This window comes from Isoptericola sp. GX10416 (assembly GCF_056590155.1).
Genome location: NZ_JBWPVO010000001.1, coordinates 56,131 through 75,611, shown reverse-complemented (window position 1 = coordinate 75,611; position 19,481 = coordinate 56,131). Strand labels below are relative to the sequence as shown.

13 protein-coding genes and 1 tRNA gene are annotated in these 19,481 nt (G+C 71.5%); 4 read left to right on the top strand and 10 right to left on the bottom strand.

Features of this window, described 5'->3' with window-relative positions; genetic code table 11:
• Positions 1-2: 2 nt before the first annotated feature.
• Positions 3-632 carry a pyroglutamyl-peptidase I gene (locus tag ACWAT2_RS00340; RefSeq protein ID WP_402371978.1) on the bottom strand — a complete coding sequence of 210 codons (630 nt, stop codon included), beginning with the start codon at positions 630-632 and terminating at the stop codon, positions 3-5.
• On the bottom strand, positions 629-1,267 hold the full coding sequence (gene coaE / locus ACWAT2_RS00335; RefSeq protein ID WP_402371979.1) for a dephospho-CoA kinase: 639 nt from the start codon (positions 1,265-1,267) through the stop codon (positions 629-631). The genes ACWAT2_RS00340 and coaE overlap by 4 nt, the downstream gene beginning before the upstream one ends.
• 34 nt (positions 1,268-1,301) lie before the next feature.
• Here coaE and ACWAT2_RS00330 point away from each other — a divergent pair, with 34 nt between their 5' ends.
• Positions 1,302-3,224, top strand: coding sequence for an ABC transporter ATP-binding protein (locus ACWAT2_RS00330; protein WP_402371980.1), 1,923 nt, complete (start codon positions 1,302-1,304; stop codon positions 3,222-3,224).
• A 93-nt stretch (positions 3,225-3,317) separates the two neighbouring features.
• Here ACWAT2_RS00330 and rpsA read toward each other — a convergent pair whose 3' ends face one another.
• On the bottom strand, positions 3,318-4,823 hold the full coding sequence (gene rpsA / locus ACWAT2_RS00325) for a 30S ribosomal protein S1 (RefSeq protein ID WP_402371982.1): 1,506 nt from the start codon (positions 4,821-4,823) through the stop codon (positions 3,318-3,320).
• Positions 4,824-5,051: 228 nt separating this feature from the next.
• On the opposite strand from rpsA, the gene ACWAT2_RS00320 reads away from it, so the two are divergent.
• Complete coding sequence (locus tag ACWAT2_RS00320; protein WP_402371983.1) at positions 5,052-5,843, top strand: class I SAM-dependent methyltransferase; 792 nt, start codon at positions 5,052-5,054, stop codon at positions 5,841-5,843.
• Positions 5,844-5,862: 19 nt separating this feature from the next.
• On the opposite strand, the gene polA is transcribed toward ACWAT2_RS00320, so the two are convergent.
• The gene (gene polA, locus ACWAT2_RS00315; RefSeq protein ID WP_402371985.1) at positions 5,863-8,577 is read right to left on the bottom strand and encodes a DNA polymerase I; all 2,715 of its coding nucleotides are present in this window, start codon (positions 8,575-8,577) and stop codon (positions 5,863-5,865) included.
• Between polA and ACWAT2_RS00310 the strand changes: the two genes are divergently transcribed.
• Positions 8,576-8,998, top strand: a complete 423-nt coding sequence (locus ACWAT2_RS00310) for a hotdog fold thioesterase (RefSeq protein ID WP_402371987.1) — start codon at positions 8,576-8,578, stop codon at positions 8,996-8,998. The two genes, polA and ACWAT2_RS00310, sit on opposite strands and share 2 nt — an antisense overlap.
• Before the next feature lie 36 nt (positions 8,999-9,034).
• Here ACWAT2_RS00310 and ACWAT2_RS00305 read toward each other — a convergent pair whose 3' ends face one another.
• Complete coding sequence (locus ACWAT2_RS00305; RefSeq protein ID WP_402371989.1) at positions 9,035-9,739, bottom strand: GNAT family N-acetyltransferase; 705 nt, start codon at positions 9,737-9,739, stop codon at positions 9,035-9,037.
• A 108-nt stretch (positions 9,740-9,847) separates the two neighbouring features.
• Positions 9,848-10,513 carry an ANTAR domain-containing response regulator gene (locus ACWAT2_RS00300; RefSeq protein ID WP_402371990.1) on the bottom strand — a complete coding sequence of 222 codons (666 nt, stop codon included), beginning with the start codon at positions 10,511-10,513 and terminating at the stop codon, positions 9,848-9,850.
• Between the two features lie 132 nt (positions 10,514-10,645).
• Here ACWAT2_RS00300 and ACWAT2_RS00295 point away from each other — a divergent pair.
• Positions 10,646-10,719, top strand: a tRNA-Leu gene (locus ACWAT2_RS00295).
• Positions 10,720-10,811: 92 nt separating this feature from the next.
• Here the strand turns inward: ACWAT2_RS00295 and pyk are convergent.
• The 4 genes from pyk to lgt all read right to left on the bottom strand — a co-directional run bounded on the left by pyk (position 10,812) and on the right by lgt (position 19,480).
• On the bottom strand, positions 10,812-12,251 hold the full coding sequence (gene pyk, locus ACWAT2_RS00290; RefSeq protein ID WP_402372094.1) for a pyruvate kinase: 1,440 nt from the start codon (positions 12,249-12,251) through the stop codon (positions 10,812-10,814).
• Between the two features lie 77 nt (positions 12,252-12,328).
• Positions 12,329-13,807, bottom strand: coding sequence for a glutamate synthase subunit beta (locus ACWAT2_RS00285; protein WP_402371991.1), 1,479 nt, complete (start codon positions 13,805-13,807; stop codon positions 12,329-12,331).
• The gene (gene gltB, locus ACWAT2_RS00280) at positions 13,800-18,368 is read right to left on the bottom strand and encodes a glutamate synthase large subunit (RefSeq protein ID WP_402371992.1); all 4,569 of its coding nucleotides are present in this window, start codon (positions 18,366-18,368) and stop codon (positions 13,800-13,802) included. Before gltB ends, ACWAT2_RS00285 begins: the two co-directional genes overlap by 8 nt.
• A 122-nt stretch (positions 18,369-18,490) precedes the next feature.
• Positions 18,491-19,480, bottom strand: a complete 990-nt coding sequence (gene lgt / locus ACWAT2_RS00275; RefSeq protein ID WP_402372095.1) for a prolipoprotein diacylglyceryl transferase — start codon at positions 19,478-19,480, stop codon at positions 18,491-18,493.
• Between the last annotated feature and the right edge of the window lies 1 nt (position 19,481).

The window sequence follows — 19,481 nt, the reverse complement described above, 5'->3', positions numbered from 1 at the left end:
GGTCAGTGCTCGGTCCCGGCCGCCAGGACGAGCTCCTCGATCCGTCCGGCGCGGTGGTCCGCCGCCGTGCGGACCACCGCAGCGAGGGCCCGTGCCGCCTCCGCCGGCGGGACGGCGTCGGCCCCGGGGACGTGCACGAACCCGGCGCGGGCGTCGGTGCCCGCCAGCGCGTGCGCCAGGGCGTAGAACGTGGCGTTGCAGACGTAGGTGCCGGCCGTGTTGCTCACGCTGACCGGGACCCCGGTCTCGCGCACGGCTCCGAGGGCGGCCTTGAGGGGCAGCGAGCTCAGGTGGGCGACCGGCCCGTCGGCCACCACGGGCTCGTCGACCGGTGATCGCCCTGCGTTGTCGGGGATCCGCGCGTCGACCACGTTGAGCGCGACGCGTTCGAGCCGCACGGTGCGCGAGCCCGCCGCGAGCCCGACGCACACCACCACCTGCGGCGAGTGCTCCGCGAGCAGCCGGCTCAGGTTCGCCGGGGCGCCGGCGAAGGTGACCGGGAGGCGGGCGACGACGAGACGCTCCGGGCGCCCCTCGGCCACCCACCGCTCCTCGAGGCATTGCACGGCCTGCCACGACTCGTTGACCGCTGCGCCGCCGAAGGGCTCGAACCCTGTGACGAGGATGTTCACGCCCGCTCGGCCTCCTCGGCGTCCAGCTCCTGCGCGACCTCCGTGGTCACGCGCGACCACAGCTCGTCGACCTGTGCCCGCAGCCCGTCCTCCGTGCCCGTCCCGTCGAGCACGACGTCTGCCACGGCCAGGCGCTCGCCGTCGTCGGCCTGCGCCGACACGCGCGACCTCGCCTCCGCCTCGGTCATCGACCGACCGGTCACGAGCCGCTCGACACGCTGCGCGGCCGGCGCGTCGACGACCGCCAACAGGTGGAACCGGTCGGCCTGACCGGTCTCGACGAGCAGCGGGACGTCGTGCACGACGACGGCACGCGGGTCCGCGGCGCCCGCCGCAGCCTCGCGTTCGGCCGCCAGACGGCGGACCTGCGGGTGGACGATCCCCTCGAGCCGGGTCCTCGCCCGGGTGTCGCCGAAGACCACCCGCCCGAGCGCGGGCCGGTCGAGCGCGCCGTCGTCGGCGAGCACCTGGTCACCGAACTCCTCGACGACCTCGGCGAGCCCCACCGAACCCGGGGCGACCGCCTCGCGCGCCAGGACGTCGTGATCGATCACCACGGCGCCCAGCTCGTCGAGACGGCGGGAGACGACGGACTTGCCTGCGGCGATACCACCGGTGAGGCCTATGCGGAACATAGGCCCATCCTGCCCTCGCCGTAGGCTTCACGCCATGAGCATGGGCGGGCGAGCACCTGGTGGACGGCCCGGGGTCGGGATGGGCGGGCCGATGCGGTCCTACGTGCAGGACGCGTCGGTGCGCCGCCGTCGACTCCCCCGCGAGACCCTGCGCCGGATCCTGGCCTTCGCCCGGCCCTACCGCGGCCGGCTGGCCGTCTTCGTGGCACTGCTCCTGGTGGGGGCGGCCGCCGGCGCGGCGGTCCCGTTGCTGTTCCGGCGCCTCATCGACGTCGGGATCGGCGGCGACGACCGAGAGGTGGTGCTCCTCATGGCGGCCGCGGCGGCCGGCCTGGCCGCCCTGACCGCGCTGCTGGCGCTCGCCGAGCGATGGGTATCTGCCGTGGTGGGCGAGGAGCTGATCGTCGACCTGCGCACCAGCGTCTACGACCACGTGCAACGCATGCCGCTGGCCTTCTTCTCGCGGGCGCGGACCGGTGCGCTGGTGCAGCGGCTCAACGGGGACGTGCTCGGTGCGCAGCAGGCCTTCACCTCGACCCTGCAGACGGTGGTCTCCAACGGTCTCACGATCGTCTTCACGCTCACGGCCATGTTCGTGATGTCGTGGAGCCTCACGCTCCTGGCGCTGGCCCTGCTGCCAGCCTTCGTCCTGCCGGCACGCTGGTTCGGCCGACGGATCGCCGCTCTGGCGCACCGCGGCTACGAGCTCGACGCCGACGCCGGCCAGCTGATGAACGAGCGGTTCAACGTCGCCGGGGCGCACCTCGCCAAGGTGTTCGGCGACCCGGAGCGCGAGGCCGCGCACTACGCCGAGCACGCGCGGGCGCTGCGTGACGTCGGCGTCGCCAGGGCGCTGTACTCGACCTGGTTCCGGATCGGGCTGACGACGCTCGCGTCGGTCGCCATCGCCGTCGTCTACGGTGTCGGCGGGCTGCAGGCGATCGCCGGTCAGCTCACCGTCGGCACGATCGTCGCGCTGACGGCCTACCTCGGGAGGCTCTACGGCCCCTTGAGCGCGATGTCCAACGTCCAGATCGACGTCATGACCGCCCTCGTCAGCTTCGAGCGGGTCCTCGAGGTCCTCGATCTCGAGCCCACGGTGGCGGAGAAGCCGGACGCCGGCGACCTGCGGCACGCCGTGACCGCGCACGGAGCCGGCATCGAGCTGGACGCCGTCACGTTTCGGTACCCCCGAGCCGACGAGATCTCGCTCGCCTCGCTCGAGTCCGTCGCCACGGTGCGCAAGGACCCCGTCGGCGCGACCCTGCGCGACGTGTCCTTCGCCGTGCCCGCCGGGACGATGGTCGCGCTCGTCGGGCCTTCCGGGGCCGGCAAGACGACCCTCTCACAGCTCGTGGTCCGGATGTACGACCCGACCTCGGGCGCCGTGCGCATCGCCGGTCAGGACCTGCGAGACGTCACCGCCGCGTCGCTGCGCGCGACCGTGGGCGTCGTGTCGCAGGAGGCCCACCTGTTCCACGACACGGTCGCGGGCAACCTGCGGTACGCACGGCAGGACGCGACCGACGACCAGATCTGGCACGTCCTCGAGCAGGCGCGGATCGGCGACCTCGTCGCCCGCATGCCCGAAGGGCTCGAGACGGTCGTCGGGGACCGCGGCTACCGCCTCTCCGGTGGCGAGCGGCAGCGGCTGGCGATCGCCAGGCTCCTGCTCAAGGCTCCCGACGTCGTCGTCCTCGACGAGGCGACCGCCCACCTCGACTCCGAGTCCGAGGCGGCGGTGCAGGCGGCGCTCGACGAGGCGCTGGCCGGCCGCACCTCGCTCGTGATCGCGCACCGGCTGTCGACCGTGCGCGCCGCCGACTCCATCGTGGTGCTCGACGACGGCGCCGTCGTCGAGCAGGGCACGCACGCCGAGCTCCTGGCGTCGAGCGGGCTCTATGCCGAGCTGTACCGCACGCAGTTCGCCGATCTGGACGACCGGCCGGCCTCGTAGCCGTCAGCCGGCCGAGCACGACGAAGGCCCGTCACCCTGCGGGGTGACGGGCCTTCTCGGTCAGCGACCCTCAGCGGGTCGGCAACCGTCGGCTCAGTTGCCGGTCAGCTTCTCGCGGAGCGCGGCCAGCGCCTCGTCGGAAGCCAGCGTGCCGCCGGTCTCCTCCTCCTGCACGGGGGCCGCGGAGGAGTAGGACGACGAGGACGACGACGAGGAGGACGAGCTGCTGCTCGACCCACCGGAGACGACGTCCCCGGCCGCGGCGTCGGCGTCGGCCGACAGCGCAGCCCGGACCTGCTCGCGGTGCGACTCCCAGCGGGCGTGCGCCTTGGCGTACTCCGCCTCCCAGGCCTCACGCTGCGTCTCGAAGCCCTCGAGCCACTCGTTGGTCTCCGGGTCGAAGCCCTCGGGGTACTTGTACTCCCCGTTCTCGTCGTAGTCGGCAGCCATGCCGTAGAGCGCCGGGTCGAAGTCCTCGGACTCCGGGTCCATGCCCTCGTTGGCCTGCTTGAGGGACAGCGAGATGCGGCGACGCTCGAGGTCGATGTCGATGACCTTGACGAAGACCTCGGCGCCCACCTGGACGACCTGCTCCGGCAGCTCGACGTGGCGGACCGCCAGCTCGGAGATGTGCACGAGACCCTCGATGCCGTCCTCGACGCGGACGAACGCACCGAACGGCACGAGCTTCGTCACCTTGCCGGGCACGACCTGGCCGATGGCGTGCGTGCGGGCGAAGGTCTGCCACGGGTCCTCCTGCGTCGCCTTCAGCGACAGGGAGACACGCTCGCGGTCGAAGTCGACGTCGAGCACCTCGACCGTGACCTCCTGACCGACCTCGACGACCTCGGAGGGGTGGTCGATGTGCTTCCAGGAGAGCTCGGAGACGTGCACGAGACCGTCCACGCCACCCAGGTCGACGAACGCACCGAAGTTGACGATCGAGGAGACGACACCGGGACGGACCTGGCCCTTCTGCAGCGTCTGCAGGAAGGTGGAACGGACCTCGGACTGCGTCTGCTCGAGCCAGGCGCGGCGCGACAGGACCACGTTGTTGCGGTTCTTGTCGAGCTCGATGATCTTGGCCTCGATCTCCTTGCCGACGTACGGCGCGAGGTCGCGGACACGGCGCATCTCCACCAGCGAGGCGGGGAGGAAGCCGCGCAGGCCGATGTCGAGGATGAGGCCACCCTTGACGACCTCGATGACGGTGCCGGTGACGACGCCGTCCTCCTCCTTGATCTTCTCGATCGTGCCCCAGGCGCGCTCGTACTGCGCGCGCTTCTTGGACAGGATCAGACGACCCTCCTTGTCCTCCTTCTGGAGGACGAGAGCCTCGACGGCGTCACCGACGGTGACGACCTCGCCCGGGTCCACGTCGTGCTTGATGGAGAGCTCCCGGGACGGGATCACGCCCTCCGTCTTGTATCCGATGTCGAGGAGGACCTCGTCGCGGTCGACCTTGACGATCGTGCCTTCGACGATGTCACCATCGTTGAAGTACTTGATGGTGGCGTCGACGGCGGCAAGGAAGTCTTCCTCGGTGCCGATGTCGTTGACGGCGACCTGCGGGGCGGACTTCGTGGTGGAGATGGTCATTGAGTAGTTGCTCCGATGCGGACAGGGCATAGTGCGGACAGGGGTCGCGGTGCAGGTGTATCGTGCGGCTGTCGACCAGGCCGACGGACTCGCCGGCCACGCATGGGCCAGCCCCACGGGCGCACTGCACCGCGGACCATCTTATCCGCGCGGTATGGAAGGGTCAATGCGGACGGCACCGCGGCCGAGCCGCGTCCGTCACAGGTCCTCCGGTGGCACGATGAGGGCGTGACCGCGACCTGGTTCGGCTACCGAGATGCCCCCGACGACGACGGAGCGGCCCGCGAGTGGTGGGACGCGCACGCCGACGAGTACCTCGAGGACCACGGCGGGTTCCTCGGCGACGCCGGGTTCCGGTGGGGCCCCGAGGGACTCACCGAGGCCGAGGCCCGCCTGCTCGGCGAGGTGCGCGGCGCGGACGTCCTCGAGGTGGGCGCCGGTGCGGCGCACTGCTCGCGGTGGCTCGCCGGGCAGGGTGCGCGCGTGGTCGCGACCGACGTCGCTCCGGCCATGATGGATGCTGCGGCGCGCCTGGACGCGCGCACCGGCACCCGGGTCCCCGTCGTGGAGGCGGACGCCCGCGCGCTGCCGTTCGCCGACGTGAGCTTCGACGTCGTGTTCACCTCGTTCGGCGCGATCCCGTTCGTCGCCGACGCGAACCGCGTGCACGCGGAGGCGGCGCGCGTGCTGCGGCCCGGCGGGCGGTGGGTGTTCTCGGTGACGCACCCCCTGCGCTGGGCGTTCCCCGACGACCCCGGCCCCGACGGGCTGACGGCGCACCGCTCGTACTTCGACCGACGTCCCTACGTCGAGGCCACCGCGTCGGGCCGCGTCGTCTACGCGGAGCACCACCGGACCGTGGGCGACCACGTCCGGGACGTCGTGGCCGCCGGGCTGCGCCTGCGCGACCTCGTCGAGCCCGAGTGGCCCGCCTGGAACACCGAGACGTGGGGCGGATGGGGACCGGTGCGGGGCGCATACCTGCCCGGCACGGCGGTCTTCGTCACGACCAAGGACTGACCTGCGCGGCCGTGGCCCGTCAGTGCCCGGCGTCGTGCCAGGTCTCACCCGCCCCGACCGAGACGTCGAGCGGCACGTCCAACGAGTAGGCGGCCCCCATCCTCGACCGCAGGACGTCCTCGACGGTGTCACGCTCGCCCGGCGCGACCTCGACCACCAGCTCGTCGTGCACCTGCAGCAGCAGCCTCGACCGCAGGTCGCGCTCGTCGAGCTCGCGCTGCACCCCGAGCATGGCGAGCTTGATGATGTCGGCCGCGCTGCCTTGGATCGGCGCGTTCAGGGCCATCCGCTCCGCCATCTGCCGTCGCTGCCGGTTGTCGCTCGTCAGGTCCGGGAGGTATCGACGCCGGCCCAGGATCGTCGCGGTGTATCCCGTGGCACGAGCCTCCTCCACGATCCCCGCCAGGTAGTCGCGCACGCCCCCGAAGCGGGTGAAGTAGTCGTCCATCAGTCCTTGCGCCTCACCCGTGGCGATGCTGAGCTGCTGGGACAGACCGAACGCGCTCAGCCCGTACGCCAGGCCGTAGCTCATCGCCTTGACCTTCGCGCGCATCTCGGCGGTGACGTCGGCCGGCTCGACGTCGAAGACGCGCGAGCCCACGTAACGGTGCAGGTCCTCGCCCGAGCGGAACGCGGCGATCAACCCTTCGTCGCCCGACAGGTGCGCCATGATCCGCATCTCGATCTGGCTGTAGTCAGCGGTGAGGAGGACCTCCTGCCCCTCACCGACCCGAAAGGCCCGACGGATCCGCCGGCCCGACTCCGTACGGATCGGGATGTTCTGCAGGTTCGGGTCCATCGAGCTCAGCCGGCCGGTCGCGGCGATCGTCTGCTGGAACGTGGTGTGGATCCGCCCGTCCGGCTGCACCGACTTGAGCAGGCCCTCCACGGTGGTCCGCAGCTTCGCCGCGTCCCGGTGGGCCAGCAGATGCGCCAGGAACGGGTGCTCGGTCTTGGTGAAGAGGTCTTGCAGGGACGCGGCGTCCGTGGTGTACCCGGTCTTGATCTTCTTCGTCCGCGGCATGCCCAGCTGGTCGAACAGGACCTCTTGGAGCTGCTTCGGGCTGCCCAGGTTCACCTCGCGGCCGATGACGTCGTACGCCTCCGCGGCTGATCGTGCGACGGCGTCGGCGAAGTGCTGCTCGAGCTCGGTGAGGAACGTCGTGTCCGCGGCGATCCCCGTGTCCTCCATCCGCGCCAGCACGCCGGCCAGAGGCATCTCGACGTCGTGCAGGAGGCTGCGCGCCCCCCGGTCGTCGAGCCCGTCGGCGAGTGCGCCCGCAAGATCCACGACGGCGACCGCGCGGGCCGCAGCCTCGCTTCCCGGACCGGAGCCCTCGGAGAGATCGAGGTCGAGCGCTCCCTGCGCGGCGTCGTCCGCCACCGCGAGCTCGCGGTGCAGGTGCCGGACGACCAGGTCCGCCAGGTCGTACCCGCGCTGGTCCGGGTAGCAGAGGTAGGCAGCGAGCTCGGTGTCCCACGTCACGCCGGCGAGCTCGAGCCCGCGCGCCGCGAGCATGTGCCAGGCCGCCTTGGCCCCGTGCACCGCCTTGGGCGCCGACTCGTCAGCCAGCCAGCCTGTGAGGGCGCGCTCGTCGGCGGTGTCCAGCTCGGCCAGGTCGAGGACCACCGCGCTCGCCGTCCCGTCGGTGCCACCCGTCGCCACGGCCACCTGCCACGCGTCCGCTCGGGCGGGCCGGGCCACCCCCGTCACGTCCAGACCCAGCAGCTTGCCGGGATGCCGCGCGACCCAGTCGGCGAACGGGCCCTCGTGCACCGCGACCGCGACGCCGGGCGCGGCCACCTCCTCGAGATCGCCGCCCGCGGGGTCGACCGCGAGCAGCCGGTCGCGCAGCGCGCCGAACTGCAACGCGTCGGAGACGCTGTGGACCGCCTCGCGGTCGAAGCCCACGACGGCGAGGTCATCGATCGCCAGCGGCAGCGCGACGTCGGTCAGCAACGCGTTGAGCTCTCGGTTGAGGCGCACCTGGACGGCGTGCTCACGCAACGCCTCCCCCCGCTTGCCGGTCACCTCGCCCTGGCGTTCCAGCAGCGAGTCGAGGTCGCCGAACTGGTTGATCCACTTGGCGGCGACGCCGGGACCCACACCGGGGACACCGGGCAGGTTGTCGCTCGTCTCCCCCACCAGAGCGGCCAGGTCGGGATAGCGCTCGGGACGGACCTTGTACTTCTCCTCGACCGCCGTCGGGGTCATCCGCGCGAGCTCCGAGACGCCCTTCTTCGGGTAGAGCACCGTGACACCGTCGGTCACGAGCTGCAGCGCGTCACGGTCGCCGGAACAGATCAGGACCTCGAGCCCGGCCTCCGCACCCTGGCGTGCGAGGGTCGCGAGGATGTCGTCCGCCTCGATGCCCTCACGCTCCAGCGCGGGGACGCGCAGCGCCTCGAGGACCTCCTTGATCAGCGGCACCTGGCCCCGGAAGACCTCGGGCGTCGCGTCACGGTTCCCCTTGTACTCGGCAAACCTCTCCGTGCGGAACGTCACCCGGCCGGCGTCGAAGGCGACCGCGACGTGCGTCGGTTCCTCGTCGCGCAGCAGGTTGGTGAGCATCGAGAAGAAGCCGTACACGGCGTTGGTCACCTGGCCGCTGGAGGTCACCAGCGTGTCGGGCAGGGCGTAGAACGCCCGGTAGGCCATCGAGTGGCCGTCGATGAGGAGCAGTCGGCCACCGGTTCGCGCTGAGGTCGTCACGGGTGCCAACCTATCCTCCATGACTGACACAGACGCCTTCCCGCAGGATGCCGCCGCCTGGCAGCGGGCGGCCGCCGGCACCCTCATCGAGCGCACCGGCATCGTCCTGACCGAGGTGACCGCGGCGACGGCGCGGGGCACCATGCCGGTGGCGGGGAACACCCAGCCGGCCGGGCTCCTGCACGGCGGTGCGACAGCGTCGCTCGCCGAGACGCTCGGCTCGGTGGCCGCGCAGAGCCATGCCGGCACGGGTCGTGCGGCGGTCGGCCTCGAGCTCAACGTCACGCACCATCGAGGCGTGCGCGGCGGTCAGGTGCACGGTGTCGCCACGGCGTCGCACCTCGGACGGTCGACCGCCTCCTACGAGGTCGTCATCACCGACGACGACGGACGGCGGGTCGCGACGGCGCGGCTCACCTGCATGCTGCTCGGCACGGTCTAGACCGGCGCGTCCGGCCGTGCCGCGGCGGGCGACCCGTCAGGAGACGTGGGACGCCTGCTCGGCGGCCGGTCCGGCCTGGCGGGCGGCCTCGGCCGCGGCGTGCTCGACCTGGAAGGCGCGCAGGTCCACGGGACCGGTGGGAAGTCCCGCCTCGCGGGCGCGTCGGCGCCTGGCCACCAGGTCCTCGATGGCCGCGCGCGTCGCGTCCCGGCGCCGGCGGCCGCCGTCACGGCGACGCACGACGGTCGCGCCCGGCGACGCTCCCTGGGCCAGGCGGCGCTCCAAGACCGGCACCGCGACGACACGGTGGCCGGCCGCCGGGGCGAACCCGAGACGGGCGAGGAACCTGTGCATCTCCCGGGCACCGGGCGCGGGCGCGCAGTAGATGTTCTCGGCGCCGGCGCGGGCGGCCAGGTCGAGGGCCGCGACGAGCAGCGACCGACCGACACCGTGCCGCCGGGTCCGGGGGGCGACGAGGATAGCGTCGATGTACAGGCTCGGCGTCAGCGCGTAGAAGCGCGGGCCGAGCACACGGACCAGGAGGAACCCCACGACGGCGTCGTCCTCGACCGCCACCAGCACCTCTCCCCCGGCGGCCAGGAGGACGCTGAGGTGCTCGCACAGCCGGCCGGGGTCGGCGGCGGCTGTGGTCGTACCGTCCGGGGCGACGCTCGCCGCCAGCTCGGCGACCTCCAGCAGATCGTCCTCCGTCGCGGGCCGAACTGCGACCGCTGCACGCATCGACACTCCCTCCGACACTTCGTACGTTCCCCTCGCTGCGCAAAGGTCACGAAAAGATCACGACTCCCTGGTGACCATAGCCGTCACCAGGGAGTCGCACAACGTGTCTCAGGCGCCCACCTGGTCGATGACCGCGTCCGCGACCTCGCGCATGGTCAGGCGGCGGTCCATGGAGGTCTTCTGGATCCAGCGGAACGACTCCGGCTCGCTCAGGCCCATCTTCGTCATGAGCAGGCCTTTGGCGCGGTCCACACGCTTGCGGGTCTCGAAACGCTCCTGGAGGTCCGCCACCTCGGACTCCAGCGCGCCGATCTGCTGGTAGCGGGAGATCGCGATCTCCACCGCGGGCAGCAGATCCGCCGGCGTGAACGGCTTGACCACGTAGGCCATCGCGCCGGCGTCGCGGGCGCGCTCGACGAGCTCCGTCTGGGAGAACGCGGTGAGCAGCACGACGGGGGCGGCGTGCGCCTTGCCGATCCGCTCGGCCGCGGAGATTCCGTCCAGCTCCGGCATCTTGACGTCCATGACGACGACGTCGGGCTTGAGCTCGGTGGCCAGGTTGACAGCCGTCTCGCCGTCCCCGGCCTCACCGACGACGTCGAAGCCAGCCTCGCGCAGCGTCTCGACGACGTCCATGCGGATCAGCGCCTCGTCCTCGGCGACGACGGCTCGCCGCGAAGGCTTCGCCGGGGGCTCGGGAGGCGACGCCTCCGGCTCGGCGTCGATCAGCGGGGGCAGGTCGAGCGGCAGCTTCTCGTCGGTCACAGGGACCATCGTAGACCCCGCGAGCACCAGCCGTGTGCTTTCACCACACCCACCGCGGTGTGACCGTGCGCACCCTACCCGGTCGCGGCCGGTTGGGCACCGGGCGTGCCCGTGTGGTTCGATAAGGCCGCTGCCGACCGCGCCCCGGTAGCCCAACCGGCAGAGGCAATCGGCTCAAACCCGATCCAGTGCGGGTTCGAATCCCGCTCGGGGCACGCAGCACGAGAGCCCGGACCGCAGGAGCGGTCCGGGCTCTCGTCGTCCTCACGGCACCGGTCTCCCGGTGCCGTTGGTCACAGCCGTGGGGTCACTCGGCGACGGCGCCACCGTCACCGTGGGTACCCACCTTGTGCACGAGGATCGAGTTCGTCGTTCCCGGCACGCCCACCGGTGCACCCGAGACGATGACGACGCGGTCGCCCACCTCGGCCAGACCGTTGGCCTGCAGCGTCTGGTCCACCTGACCGACCATCGCGTCCACCGAACCGACCTCCGGCACCGCGTACGTGGTCGTGCCCCAGGTCAGCGCCAGGACGTTGCGCACCGACTCCTCGGGGGTGAAGGCCAGCAGCGGGATGCCCGAGCGCAGGCGCGACATCCGCTTGGCCGAGTCACCGGACTGCGTGAACGTCACCAGGTACTTGACCCCCAGCGAGTTGCCGATCTCCGCGGCAGCGCGCGTGATGATCCCGCCCCGGGTGTGCGGCGCGGAGCCGAGCGGGGCGATGCGCTCGCGCCCCATCTCCTCGGTGGCCTCGATGATCGAGGCCATCGTCTGCACCGTGAGGATCGGGTAGTCGCCCACGGACGTCTCGCCCGAGAGCATGACCGCGTCGGCGCCGTCCAGCACGGCGTTGGCGCAGTCGGATGCCTCGGCACGCGTCGGGCGCGGGCTCGTGGTCATCGACTCCAGCACCTGCGTCGCCACGATGACCGGCTTCGCGTTCTGGCGTGCCAGCTCCACGATGCGCTTCTGGACCAGCGGTACCTGCTCCAGCGGCATCTCGACCGCCAGGTCACCGCGGGCCACCATGAAGCCGTCGAACGCCGCGATGACCTCCTCGAGGTTGTCCACCGCCTGCGGCTTCTCGATCTTCGCGACCACCGGGACCACGCGTCCCTCGGCGTCCATGATCTTGCGGACGTCCTCGTAGTCCGCGGCGTTGCGCACGAACGACAGCGCGATGATGTCCGCGCCCATGCGCAGCGCCCACCGCAGGTCGTCGGTGTCCTTCTCGCTCAGGGCCGGGACCGAGACCGCGACGCCGGGCAGGTTGAGCCCCTTGTTGTTCGACACCGGACCCGGCACCTCGACCGTGGTGACCACTCGAGGGCCCTCCACCGCGGTGACGCGCACGCGCACCTTGCCGTCGTCGATGAGGATCGGGTCGCCCACCCGGGCGTCCTGCGGGAGCCCCTTGTGCGTGGTGGAGACCAGCTCCCGGGTGCCCACGACGTCCTCGGTCGTGATGGTGAGCGTGTCGCCCTCGTTCAGGAAGTGCTTCTCGTCGCCACCGAACCGGCCCAGCCGGATCTTGGGGCCTTGCAGGTCGACCAGGACGGCGACGTTGCGCCCCGCGTCCTTCGCCGCCGCGCGCACACCGTGATAGACGGCCTCGTGCTCCGACTGCTCGCCGTGGCTCCGGTTGATCCGGGCCACGTCCATACCCGCGTCCACCAGCTCCCGGAGCTTCTCCGGGGATGCTGTCGCGGGTCCGATGGTGCACACGATCTTCGCTCTGCGCATGTCTCCAGCCTCGTCGTCGTACTGCCCCGGTACCGACCGGGGCCGTCCCGGACGCCACACGACGCCCGGGTTCGTGCTCATTCTCTCAGGGCAACGGTGCGCGGGCCCACCGGGGCCGGCAGCTCGGTGCTCCCCTGGAGGAACGTGTCCACGGCGGCCGCGGCCGCCCGCCCCTCGGCGATCGCCCACACGATGAGCGACTGTCCGCGGCCGGCGTCGCCGGCCACGAAGACGCCCGGCAGTGTGGTCGCGTAGTCGTCACCGCGGCGCACCAGGCCGCGGCTCGTGGTCTCGATGCCGGTCTGCTCGACCAGCAGGTCCGTCTCCGGACCGGTGAAGCCCATCGCGACGAGGACCAGGTCCGCCGGGATGTCGCGCTCGGTGCCGGGCTTCGGCACGCGACGTCCGTCGGCCAGGTACTCCGTCTCCGCGACCCTCAGCGCCCGGACCGCACCGTCCTCGTCGCCGAGGAACTTCACGGTCGAGGCGAGGAACGTCCGCTCACCGCCCTCCTCGTACGAGGTCGAGACCTCGAAGACGATCGGGTCGGTGGGCCACGGCTGGTGCGGCGGGCGCTCGGTCGACGGCTTCTTGCCGATCGCGAGCGTCGTCACGCTTGCCGCACCCTGCCGCAGCGACGTGCCGACGCAGTCCGAACCGGTGTCGCCGCCGCCGATGACGACGACGTGCTTGCCCTGCGCGTCGGGTGCGTCCTCGACGGGCCGGCCTGCCACGGCCTTGTTCGACGGCGTGAGGAGCTCCATGGCCGGGTGCACCCCGGCCAGGTCGTTGCCCGGGACCGTCAGCTCGCGGGGCACGGTGGCGCCCGTCGCCACCACGATCGCGTCGAAGCGGCGACGCAAGGCGTCCCACGTGATGTCCCTGCCGATCTCCACACCGGCGCGGAACCGGGTGCCCTCCGCCTCCATCTGGGCGAGCCGACGGTCGATGTGCGTCTTCTCGAGCTTGAAGTCGGGGATGCCGTAGCGGAGCAGGCCGCCGATCGCGTCGTCGCGCTCGTAGACGACGACGGTGTGTCCGGCACGGGTCAGCTGCTGCGCGACGGCCAGACCGGCGGGGCCGGAGCCCACGACGGCGACCGTCGAACCGGTGAGCCGCTGAGGCACCTGGGGGTGCACCAGCCCGCGCTCGAAGGCCTCGTCGATGATCGAGACCTCGATGTTCTTGATGGTCACGGCCGGCTGGTTGATGCCCAGCACACAGCTCGTCTCGCACGGAGCGGGGCACACGCGCCCCGTGAACTCCGGGAAGTTGTTCGTGGCGTGCAGCCGCTCGATCGCGTCCGCCCACTGGTCCTGCCGCACGAGGTCGTTCCACTCGGGGATCAGGTTTCCGAGCGGGCACCCCTGGTGGCAGAACGGTATGCCGCAGTCCATGCAGCGGCCGGCCTGCTCGGACAACCGACCACCGAGGAGCGGCTCACCTTCCTTCCGGTGCTCGTGCACGTCCTTCCAGTCACGCAGGCGTACCTCGACAGGGCGGTTCGGCGGGAGCTCACGCTCTCGAACCTTCAGGAATCCGCGCGGGTCAGCCACGTGCCACCTCCATGATGTGCTCCCAGAGGGAGGGGTCGAAGTCGTCGCCCTCGCCCAGCGGCGTCCCGGCGGACTCCGCCTCGGCCAACGCGGTGCGGACGTTCGCCCAGGCGGGCGGGAGGACCCGCGAGAAGCGTCCGCGCGTGGCCTCGTCCGCGAGCAGCTCGGCCGCGACGGGCGAGCCGGTCTCCTCGTGATGCTTCGCCAGCAGCTCCTGCACCCGCGCCCAGTCGTCGTCCTCGAGCGGCCCGACGACCAGCTCGCCGGCCGCGACCGCCGCCGGGTTCATCGCGACGTCACGCAGGTTCAGCACGTAGGCCACACCCCCGGACATCCCCGCGCCGAAGTTGCGGCCGGTCGGGCCGAGCACCACGACCTCTCCGCCGGTCATGTACTCGCAACCATGGTCGCCCACACCCTCGACGACCAGGGTCGCGCCGGAGTTGCGGACGCCGAACCGCTCGCCGACCCGGCCTCGGAGCAGCACCTCGCCGCTCGTCGCGCCGTAGCCGATCACGTTGCCGGCGATGACGTTCGCCGCCCCGTCGAGCACGGCCGCACGGTCGGGCCGCACCACGATCCGTCCGCCGGAGAGACCCTTGCCGACGTAGTCGTTGGCGTCGCCGAAGAGCCGCAGCGTCACCCCGCGCGGGACGAACGCACCGAACGACTGCCCCGCGGAGCCCGTCAGGGTCACGTCGATCGTGTCGTCGGGCAGTCCCTCACCGCGGTACCGCTTGGTGACCTCGTGGCCGAGCATCGTGCCGACCGTCCGGTTGACGTTGCGCACCGGGACCTCGATGCGGACCGGCTGGGCGTCCTCCAGCGCGGCCCGTGCCTGCGCGATGAGCTGCCGGTCCAGCGCCCTGTCGAGGCCGTGGTCCTGCTCGCGGGTGCGGTGCAGGGCCGACCCTGCCGGGTGCTCGACGCGCTCCAGCACCGGAGCCAGGTCGAGACCCGAGGCCTTCCAGTGGTCGACCGCCTTGCGCGTGTCGAGCGTCTGGACCTGACCGACCGCCTCCTCGACGGACCGGTAGCCCAGCGAGGCGAGGTGCTCACGCACCTCGGTCGCGATGAACTCGAAGAAGTTGACGACGAACTCGGGTTTCCCGGTGAACCGGCGACGCAGCTCCGGGTTCTGCGTGGCCACGCCGACCGGACAGGTGTCCAGGTGGCACACGCGCATCATGATGCAGCCCGAGACCACCATCGGCGCGGTGGCGAAGCCGAACTCCTCGGCGCCGAGCAGCGCGGCGACGACGACGTCACGGCCGGTCTTCATCTGACCGTCGACCTGCACGGTGATCCGGTCGCGCAGGTTGTTGAGCACCAGCGTCTGCTGGGTCTCGGCGAGACCGATCTCCCACGGGGTGCCCGCGTGCTTGAGCGAGGTCAGCGGGCTGGCGCCCGTGCCGCCGTCGTGCCCCGAGATGAGGACGACGTCGGCGTGCGCCTTGGACACGCCCGTCGCGACCGTGCCCACGCCGAACTCCGAGACGAGCTTGACGTGGACCCGCGCGCTGGGGTTCGCGTTCTTCGCGTCGTGGATCAGCTGGGCGAGGTCCTCGATGGAGTAGATGTCGTGGTGCGGCGGGGGCGAGATCAGCCCGACCCCGGGCGTGGAGTGCCGTGTCCGGGCCACCCACGGGTAGACCTTGGGTCCCGGCAGCTGCCCGCCCTCGCCGGGCTTGGCGCCCTGCGCGAGCTTGAGCTGGATGTCGTCGGCCTGCGTGAGGTACTCGCTCGTCACGCCGAAGCGGCCCGAGGCGATCTGCTTCACGCGCGACCGGCGGCGCGGGTCGTAGAGGCGCTCGGAGTCCTCGCCACCCTCGCCCGAGTTCGACCGGCCCTCGAGCTCGTTCATCGCGACCGCGAGCGTCTCGTGCATCTCCTGGGAGATCGCGCCGTACGACATCGCACCCGTGTTGAACCGCTTGACGATCTCGCTGACCGGCTCGACCTCGTCGAGAGGGATCGGTTCGCGGTCCGGGTCGAAGCGGAGCAGACCACGCAGGGTCATCAGGCGCTCGGACTGCTCGTCGACCCGCCGGGTGTACTTCCGGAAGATCTCCATGCGGCCGGTGCGGGTGGCGTGCTGCAGCCGGAACACCGTCTCGGGGTCGAACAGGTGCTCCTCGCCGTCACGGCGCCACTGGTACTCGCCGCCCGTGGTGAGACGTTCGTGCGGCGTGTGGTTCCCGGACGCCGGGTAGGCCTCGGTGTGGCGAGCCGCGGTCTCCGCGGCGATCACGTCGAGGCCGATCCCGCCCAGCCGGCTCGTGGTGCCGGTGAAGTAGTCGTCGACGAGCTCCTGGGACAGTCCGATGGCCTCGAAGACCTGCGCGCCGCGGTACGACATGATCGTCGAGATGCCCATCTTGGACATGACCTTGAGCACGCCCTTGCCCAGCGCCCTGATGAGGTTGCGCACGGCCTGCTCCGGGCCCACGTCGAGATAGCCGCGCAGGGCGAGGTCCTCGACGGTCTCCATGGCGAGGTAGGGGTTGACCGCGGCCGCCCCGTAGCCGATGAGCAGCGCGACGTGGTGGACCTCTCGCACGTCGCCCGCCTCCACGACCAGCGAGATCCGGGTCCGGGTGTGCCGGCGCAGCAGGTGGTGGTGCACGGCGCTGGTGAGCAGCAGCGACGGGATCGGTGCCCGCTCGGCGTCCGAGTCGCGGTCGGACAGCACCACGTGCGTCACCCCGGCTTCGATCTGGGCGTCGATCTCCGCGAAGATCTCGTCGAGCCGCGCCTGGAGTGCCGCGCCGCCGCCGGAGACCTCGTAGAGGCCACGCACGATGGCTGCCCGGAACTCACCCTCCAGGCGGGGGTCGCGGTCGATCCGGACGATCTTGGCCAGCTCGTCGTTGTCCAGCACCGGGAACGGCAGGTCGAGCTTGCGGGCGTGCACCGACGAGCCGTCCAGCAGATTGGGCTCCGGCCCGATGGTGGAGTCGATCGCCGTGACCAGCTCCTCCCGGATGGAGTCCAGCGGCGGGTTGGTCACCTGGGCGAACATCTGGGTGAAGTAGTCGAACAGCAGGCGCGGGCGCTTCGAGAGCACGGCCACGGGGGTGTCCGACCCCATGGCGCCCAACGGTTCGGTGCCCGTGCCGGCCATCGGCGTCAGGATGATCTTCAGCTCCTCGGCCGTGTAGCCGAAGGCACGCTGGCGACGCTGCACCGAGGCGGGCGAGTGAGCGACGTGCTCGCGCTCGGGCAGCGAGTCCAGTGTGATCGTGTGCTCGGCCACCCACTGGGCGTAGGGCCGCTGCGCGGCCAGCTGGGACTTGACCTCGTCGTCCTCGACGATCCTGCCCTGGTCGGTGTCGACCAGGAACATGCGGCCGGGCTCGAGCCGGCCCTTGCGGACGACCGTCGCCGGGTCGATGTCCAGCACACCGGCCTCCGAGCCGAGCACCACCAAACCGTCCTCGGTGACCCAGTAGCGGCCCGGACGCAGCCCGTTGCGGTCGAGCACTGCCCCGATCAGCGTGCCGTCGGTGAACGTCAGGCAGGCCGGTCCGTCCCACGGCTCGATGAGGTTGGCGTGGTACTGGTAGAACGCCCGGCGCGCCGGGTCCATCTCCGCGTGGTTCTCCCACGCCTCCGGGATCATCATCAGCACGGAGTGCGGCAGCGAGCGGCCGGACAGGTGCAGCAGCTCGAGGACCTCGTCGAAGCTGGCCGAGTCGCTGGCACCGGGAGTGCAGACCGGCAGGAGCGGCTTCAGGTCGCCGAGGGCCTCGCTGGCGAGGGTGCCCTCCCGCGCCGCCATCCAGTTCCGGTTGCCGCGCACGGTGTTGATCTCACCGTTGTGCGCGATCATGCGGAACGGCTGGGCCAACGGCCACGAGGGGAACGTGTTCGTGGAGAAGCGGGAGTGGACCAGCGCGATCTCGGACGCGTACCGCGGGTCGGAGAGGTCGGGGAAGAAGGGCTCGAGCTGCGACGTGGTCAGCATGCCCTTGTACGTCACGGTGCGAGCGGACAGCGACGCCAGGAACAGGCCCAGCTCGTTCTCGGACCGCTTGCGCAACCGGTACGCCCGCCGGTCCAGCTCGATCCCGGCCAGCTCGCGCGCAGGGTCGGCGACGAGGACCTGACGGAAGGTCGGCATCGACGCCCGGGCGGTCGGTCCCACGAGGTCCGCGGTCACGGGCACGTCGCGCCAGGCGAGCACGTCGAGCTTCTCCTCGACGGCGATGGCCTCGAAGCGGCGCGCGACGGCGTCCGCCTCCGCCTGGTCCTGCGGAAGGAACGCCATGCCGATGGCGTAGCGGCCGGCCGGCGGCAGCTCGACGGCCACGACGTCCCGGACGAAGGCGTCGGGGATCTGGGTGAGGATCCCGGCTCCGTCACCGCTGTTCTCCTCGGCGCCCACCGCACCGCGGTGGTCGAGGTTGAGCAACGCGGTGAGGCCGGCGTCGACGATGTCGCGTCCCGGCGTCCCGCGCAGGGTCGCGACGAACGCGACACCGCACGCGTCGTGCTCCGTCGCGGGGTCGTAAAGGCCCTGCGCCTCGGGTGGCGCGACCCAGTGCTGCGGCGTGGTCATCAACACCGTCCTCCTGTGCGCCCGCACGCGGGCGCGTCTGCTTCAAAGGTGTTCGGGACGTCGTCGGCCCGTCGGACATGCCAGGCGACGCTCCCCGGGTGGGTGACCCGGTCGGCGCTGCCTCAGGCGCGCGGTGCCGGACCCTGGTCAGGTCCGGCGGCCGACGCTTCCGTGTCGGTCGTGTCGGTGTCCTCGTCGGCAGCGGCCTCGGCCGTGCCTCCGAGGTCACCGTCGGTCTCGTGTGCGGCCGGGTCCTCGGAGGAGCCCGGCAGCGAGACACCGTCCTCGCGACCGGGATGCAACCGGCCGACGACGACGAACGCGACGAGGGCACCGAGGCCCACGACGAGCGAGGTCCAGACGTTCAGCCGCATCCCGAGCACCACCTCGGCGGTGTCGATGCGGAGCATCTCGATCCACACCCTTCCCAGGGTGTAGATCGCGACGTAAGCCCAGAATACCCTCCCATGACCGAGCCTGTACCGGCGGTCGAGCCAGATGAGAAGAGCGGCGGCCGCCAGGTTCCACAGCATCTCGTACAGGAACGTGGGATGGAACAGAGTTCCCTCGGCGTACTGCAGACCGGTGGCCGGATCGACGGGCAGATAGGCCACGTCGATCTCGAGCCCCCAGGGCAGCTCCGTCGGCGCGCCGAAGAGCTCCTGGTTGAACCAGTTGCCGAGGCGTCCGATCGCCTGGGCGATCAGCAGGCCCGGCGCGAGGGCGTCGGCGAAGGTCGACAGCCGCACACCCAGCCGCCGGCAGCCGATCCAGGCGCCGACGGCGCCGAGCGCGACGGCCCCCCAGATGCCGAGCCCGCCCTCCCAGATGTACAGCGCGCTGACCGGGTCGCCGTTCTCTCCCCAGTACGGGTCGGGCGTGGAGAACACGTGGTAGAGCCGCCCGCCGACGATCCCGAACGGGACGGCCCAGAAGGCGATCTCCAGGACGTCGTCCGGGTCGCCGCCGCGGGCCTTCCACCGGCGCATGGTCAGCCAGGCCGCGACGACGATGCCCGCGAGGATCGCCAGCGCGTACGCCCGGATCGGCACGGGCCCGAGATGCCACGTGTGCTGGTCCGGGCTCGGGATCGAGGCCGCGAGCTGGCCGATG

Bases quoted from the DNA above. Each gene is read 5' to 3' on its own strand.
- ACWAT2_RS00330 (WP_402371980.1), top strand. From the start codon at position 1,302: ATGAGCATGGGCGGGCGAGCACCTGGTGGACGGCCCGGGGTCGGGATG.
- coaE (WP_402371979.1), bottom strand. From the start codon at position 1,267: ATGTTCCGCATAGGCCTCACCGGTGGTATCGCCGCAGGCAAGTCCGTC.
- rpsA (WP_402371982.1), bottom strand. From the start codon at position 4,823: ATGACCATCTCCACCACGAAGTCCGCCCCGCAGGTCGCCGTCAACGAC.
- pyk (WP_402372094.1), bottom strand. From the start codon at position 12,251: ATGCGCAGAGCGAAGATCGTGTGCACCATCGGACCCGCGACAGCATCC.
- ACWAT2_RS00310 (WP_402371987.1), top strand. From the start codon at position 8,576: ATGACTGACACAGACGCCTTCCCGCAGGATGCCGCCGCCTGGCAGCGG.
- gltB (WP_402371992.1), bottom strand. From the start codon at position 18,368: ATGACCACGCCGCAGCACTGGGTCGCGCCACCCGAGGCGCAGGGCCTT.
- ACWAT2_RS00300 (WP_402371990.1), bottom strand. From the start codon at position 10,513: ATGGTCCCTGTGACCGACGAGAAGCTGCCGCTCGACCTGCCCCCGCTG.
- polA (WP_402371985.1), bottom strand. From the start codon at position 8,577: ATGGAGGATAGGTTGGCACCCGTGACGACCTCAGCGCGAACCGGTGGC.
- ACWAT2_RS00305 (WP_402371989.1), bottom strand. From the start codon at position 9,739: ATGCGTGCAGCGGTCGCAGTTCGGCCCGCGACGGAGGACGATCTGCTG.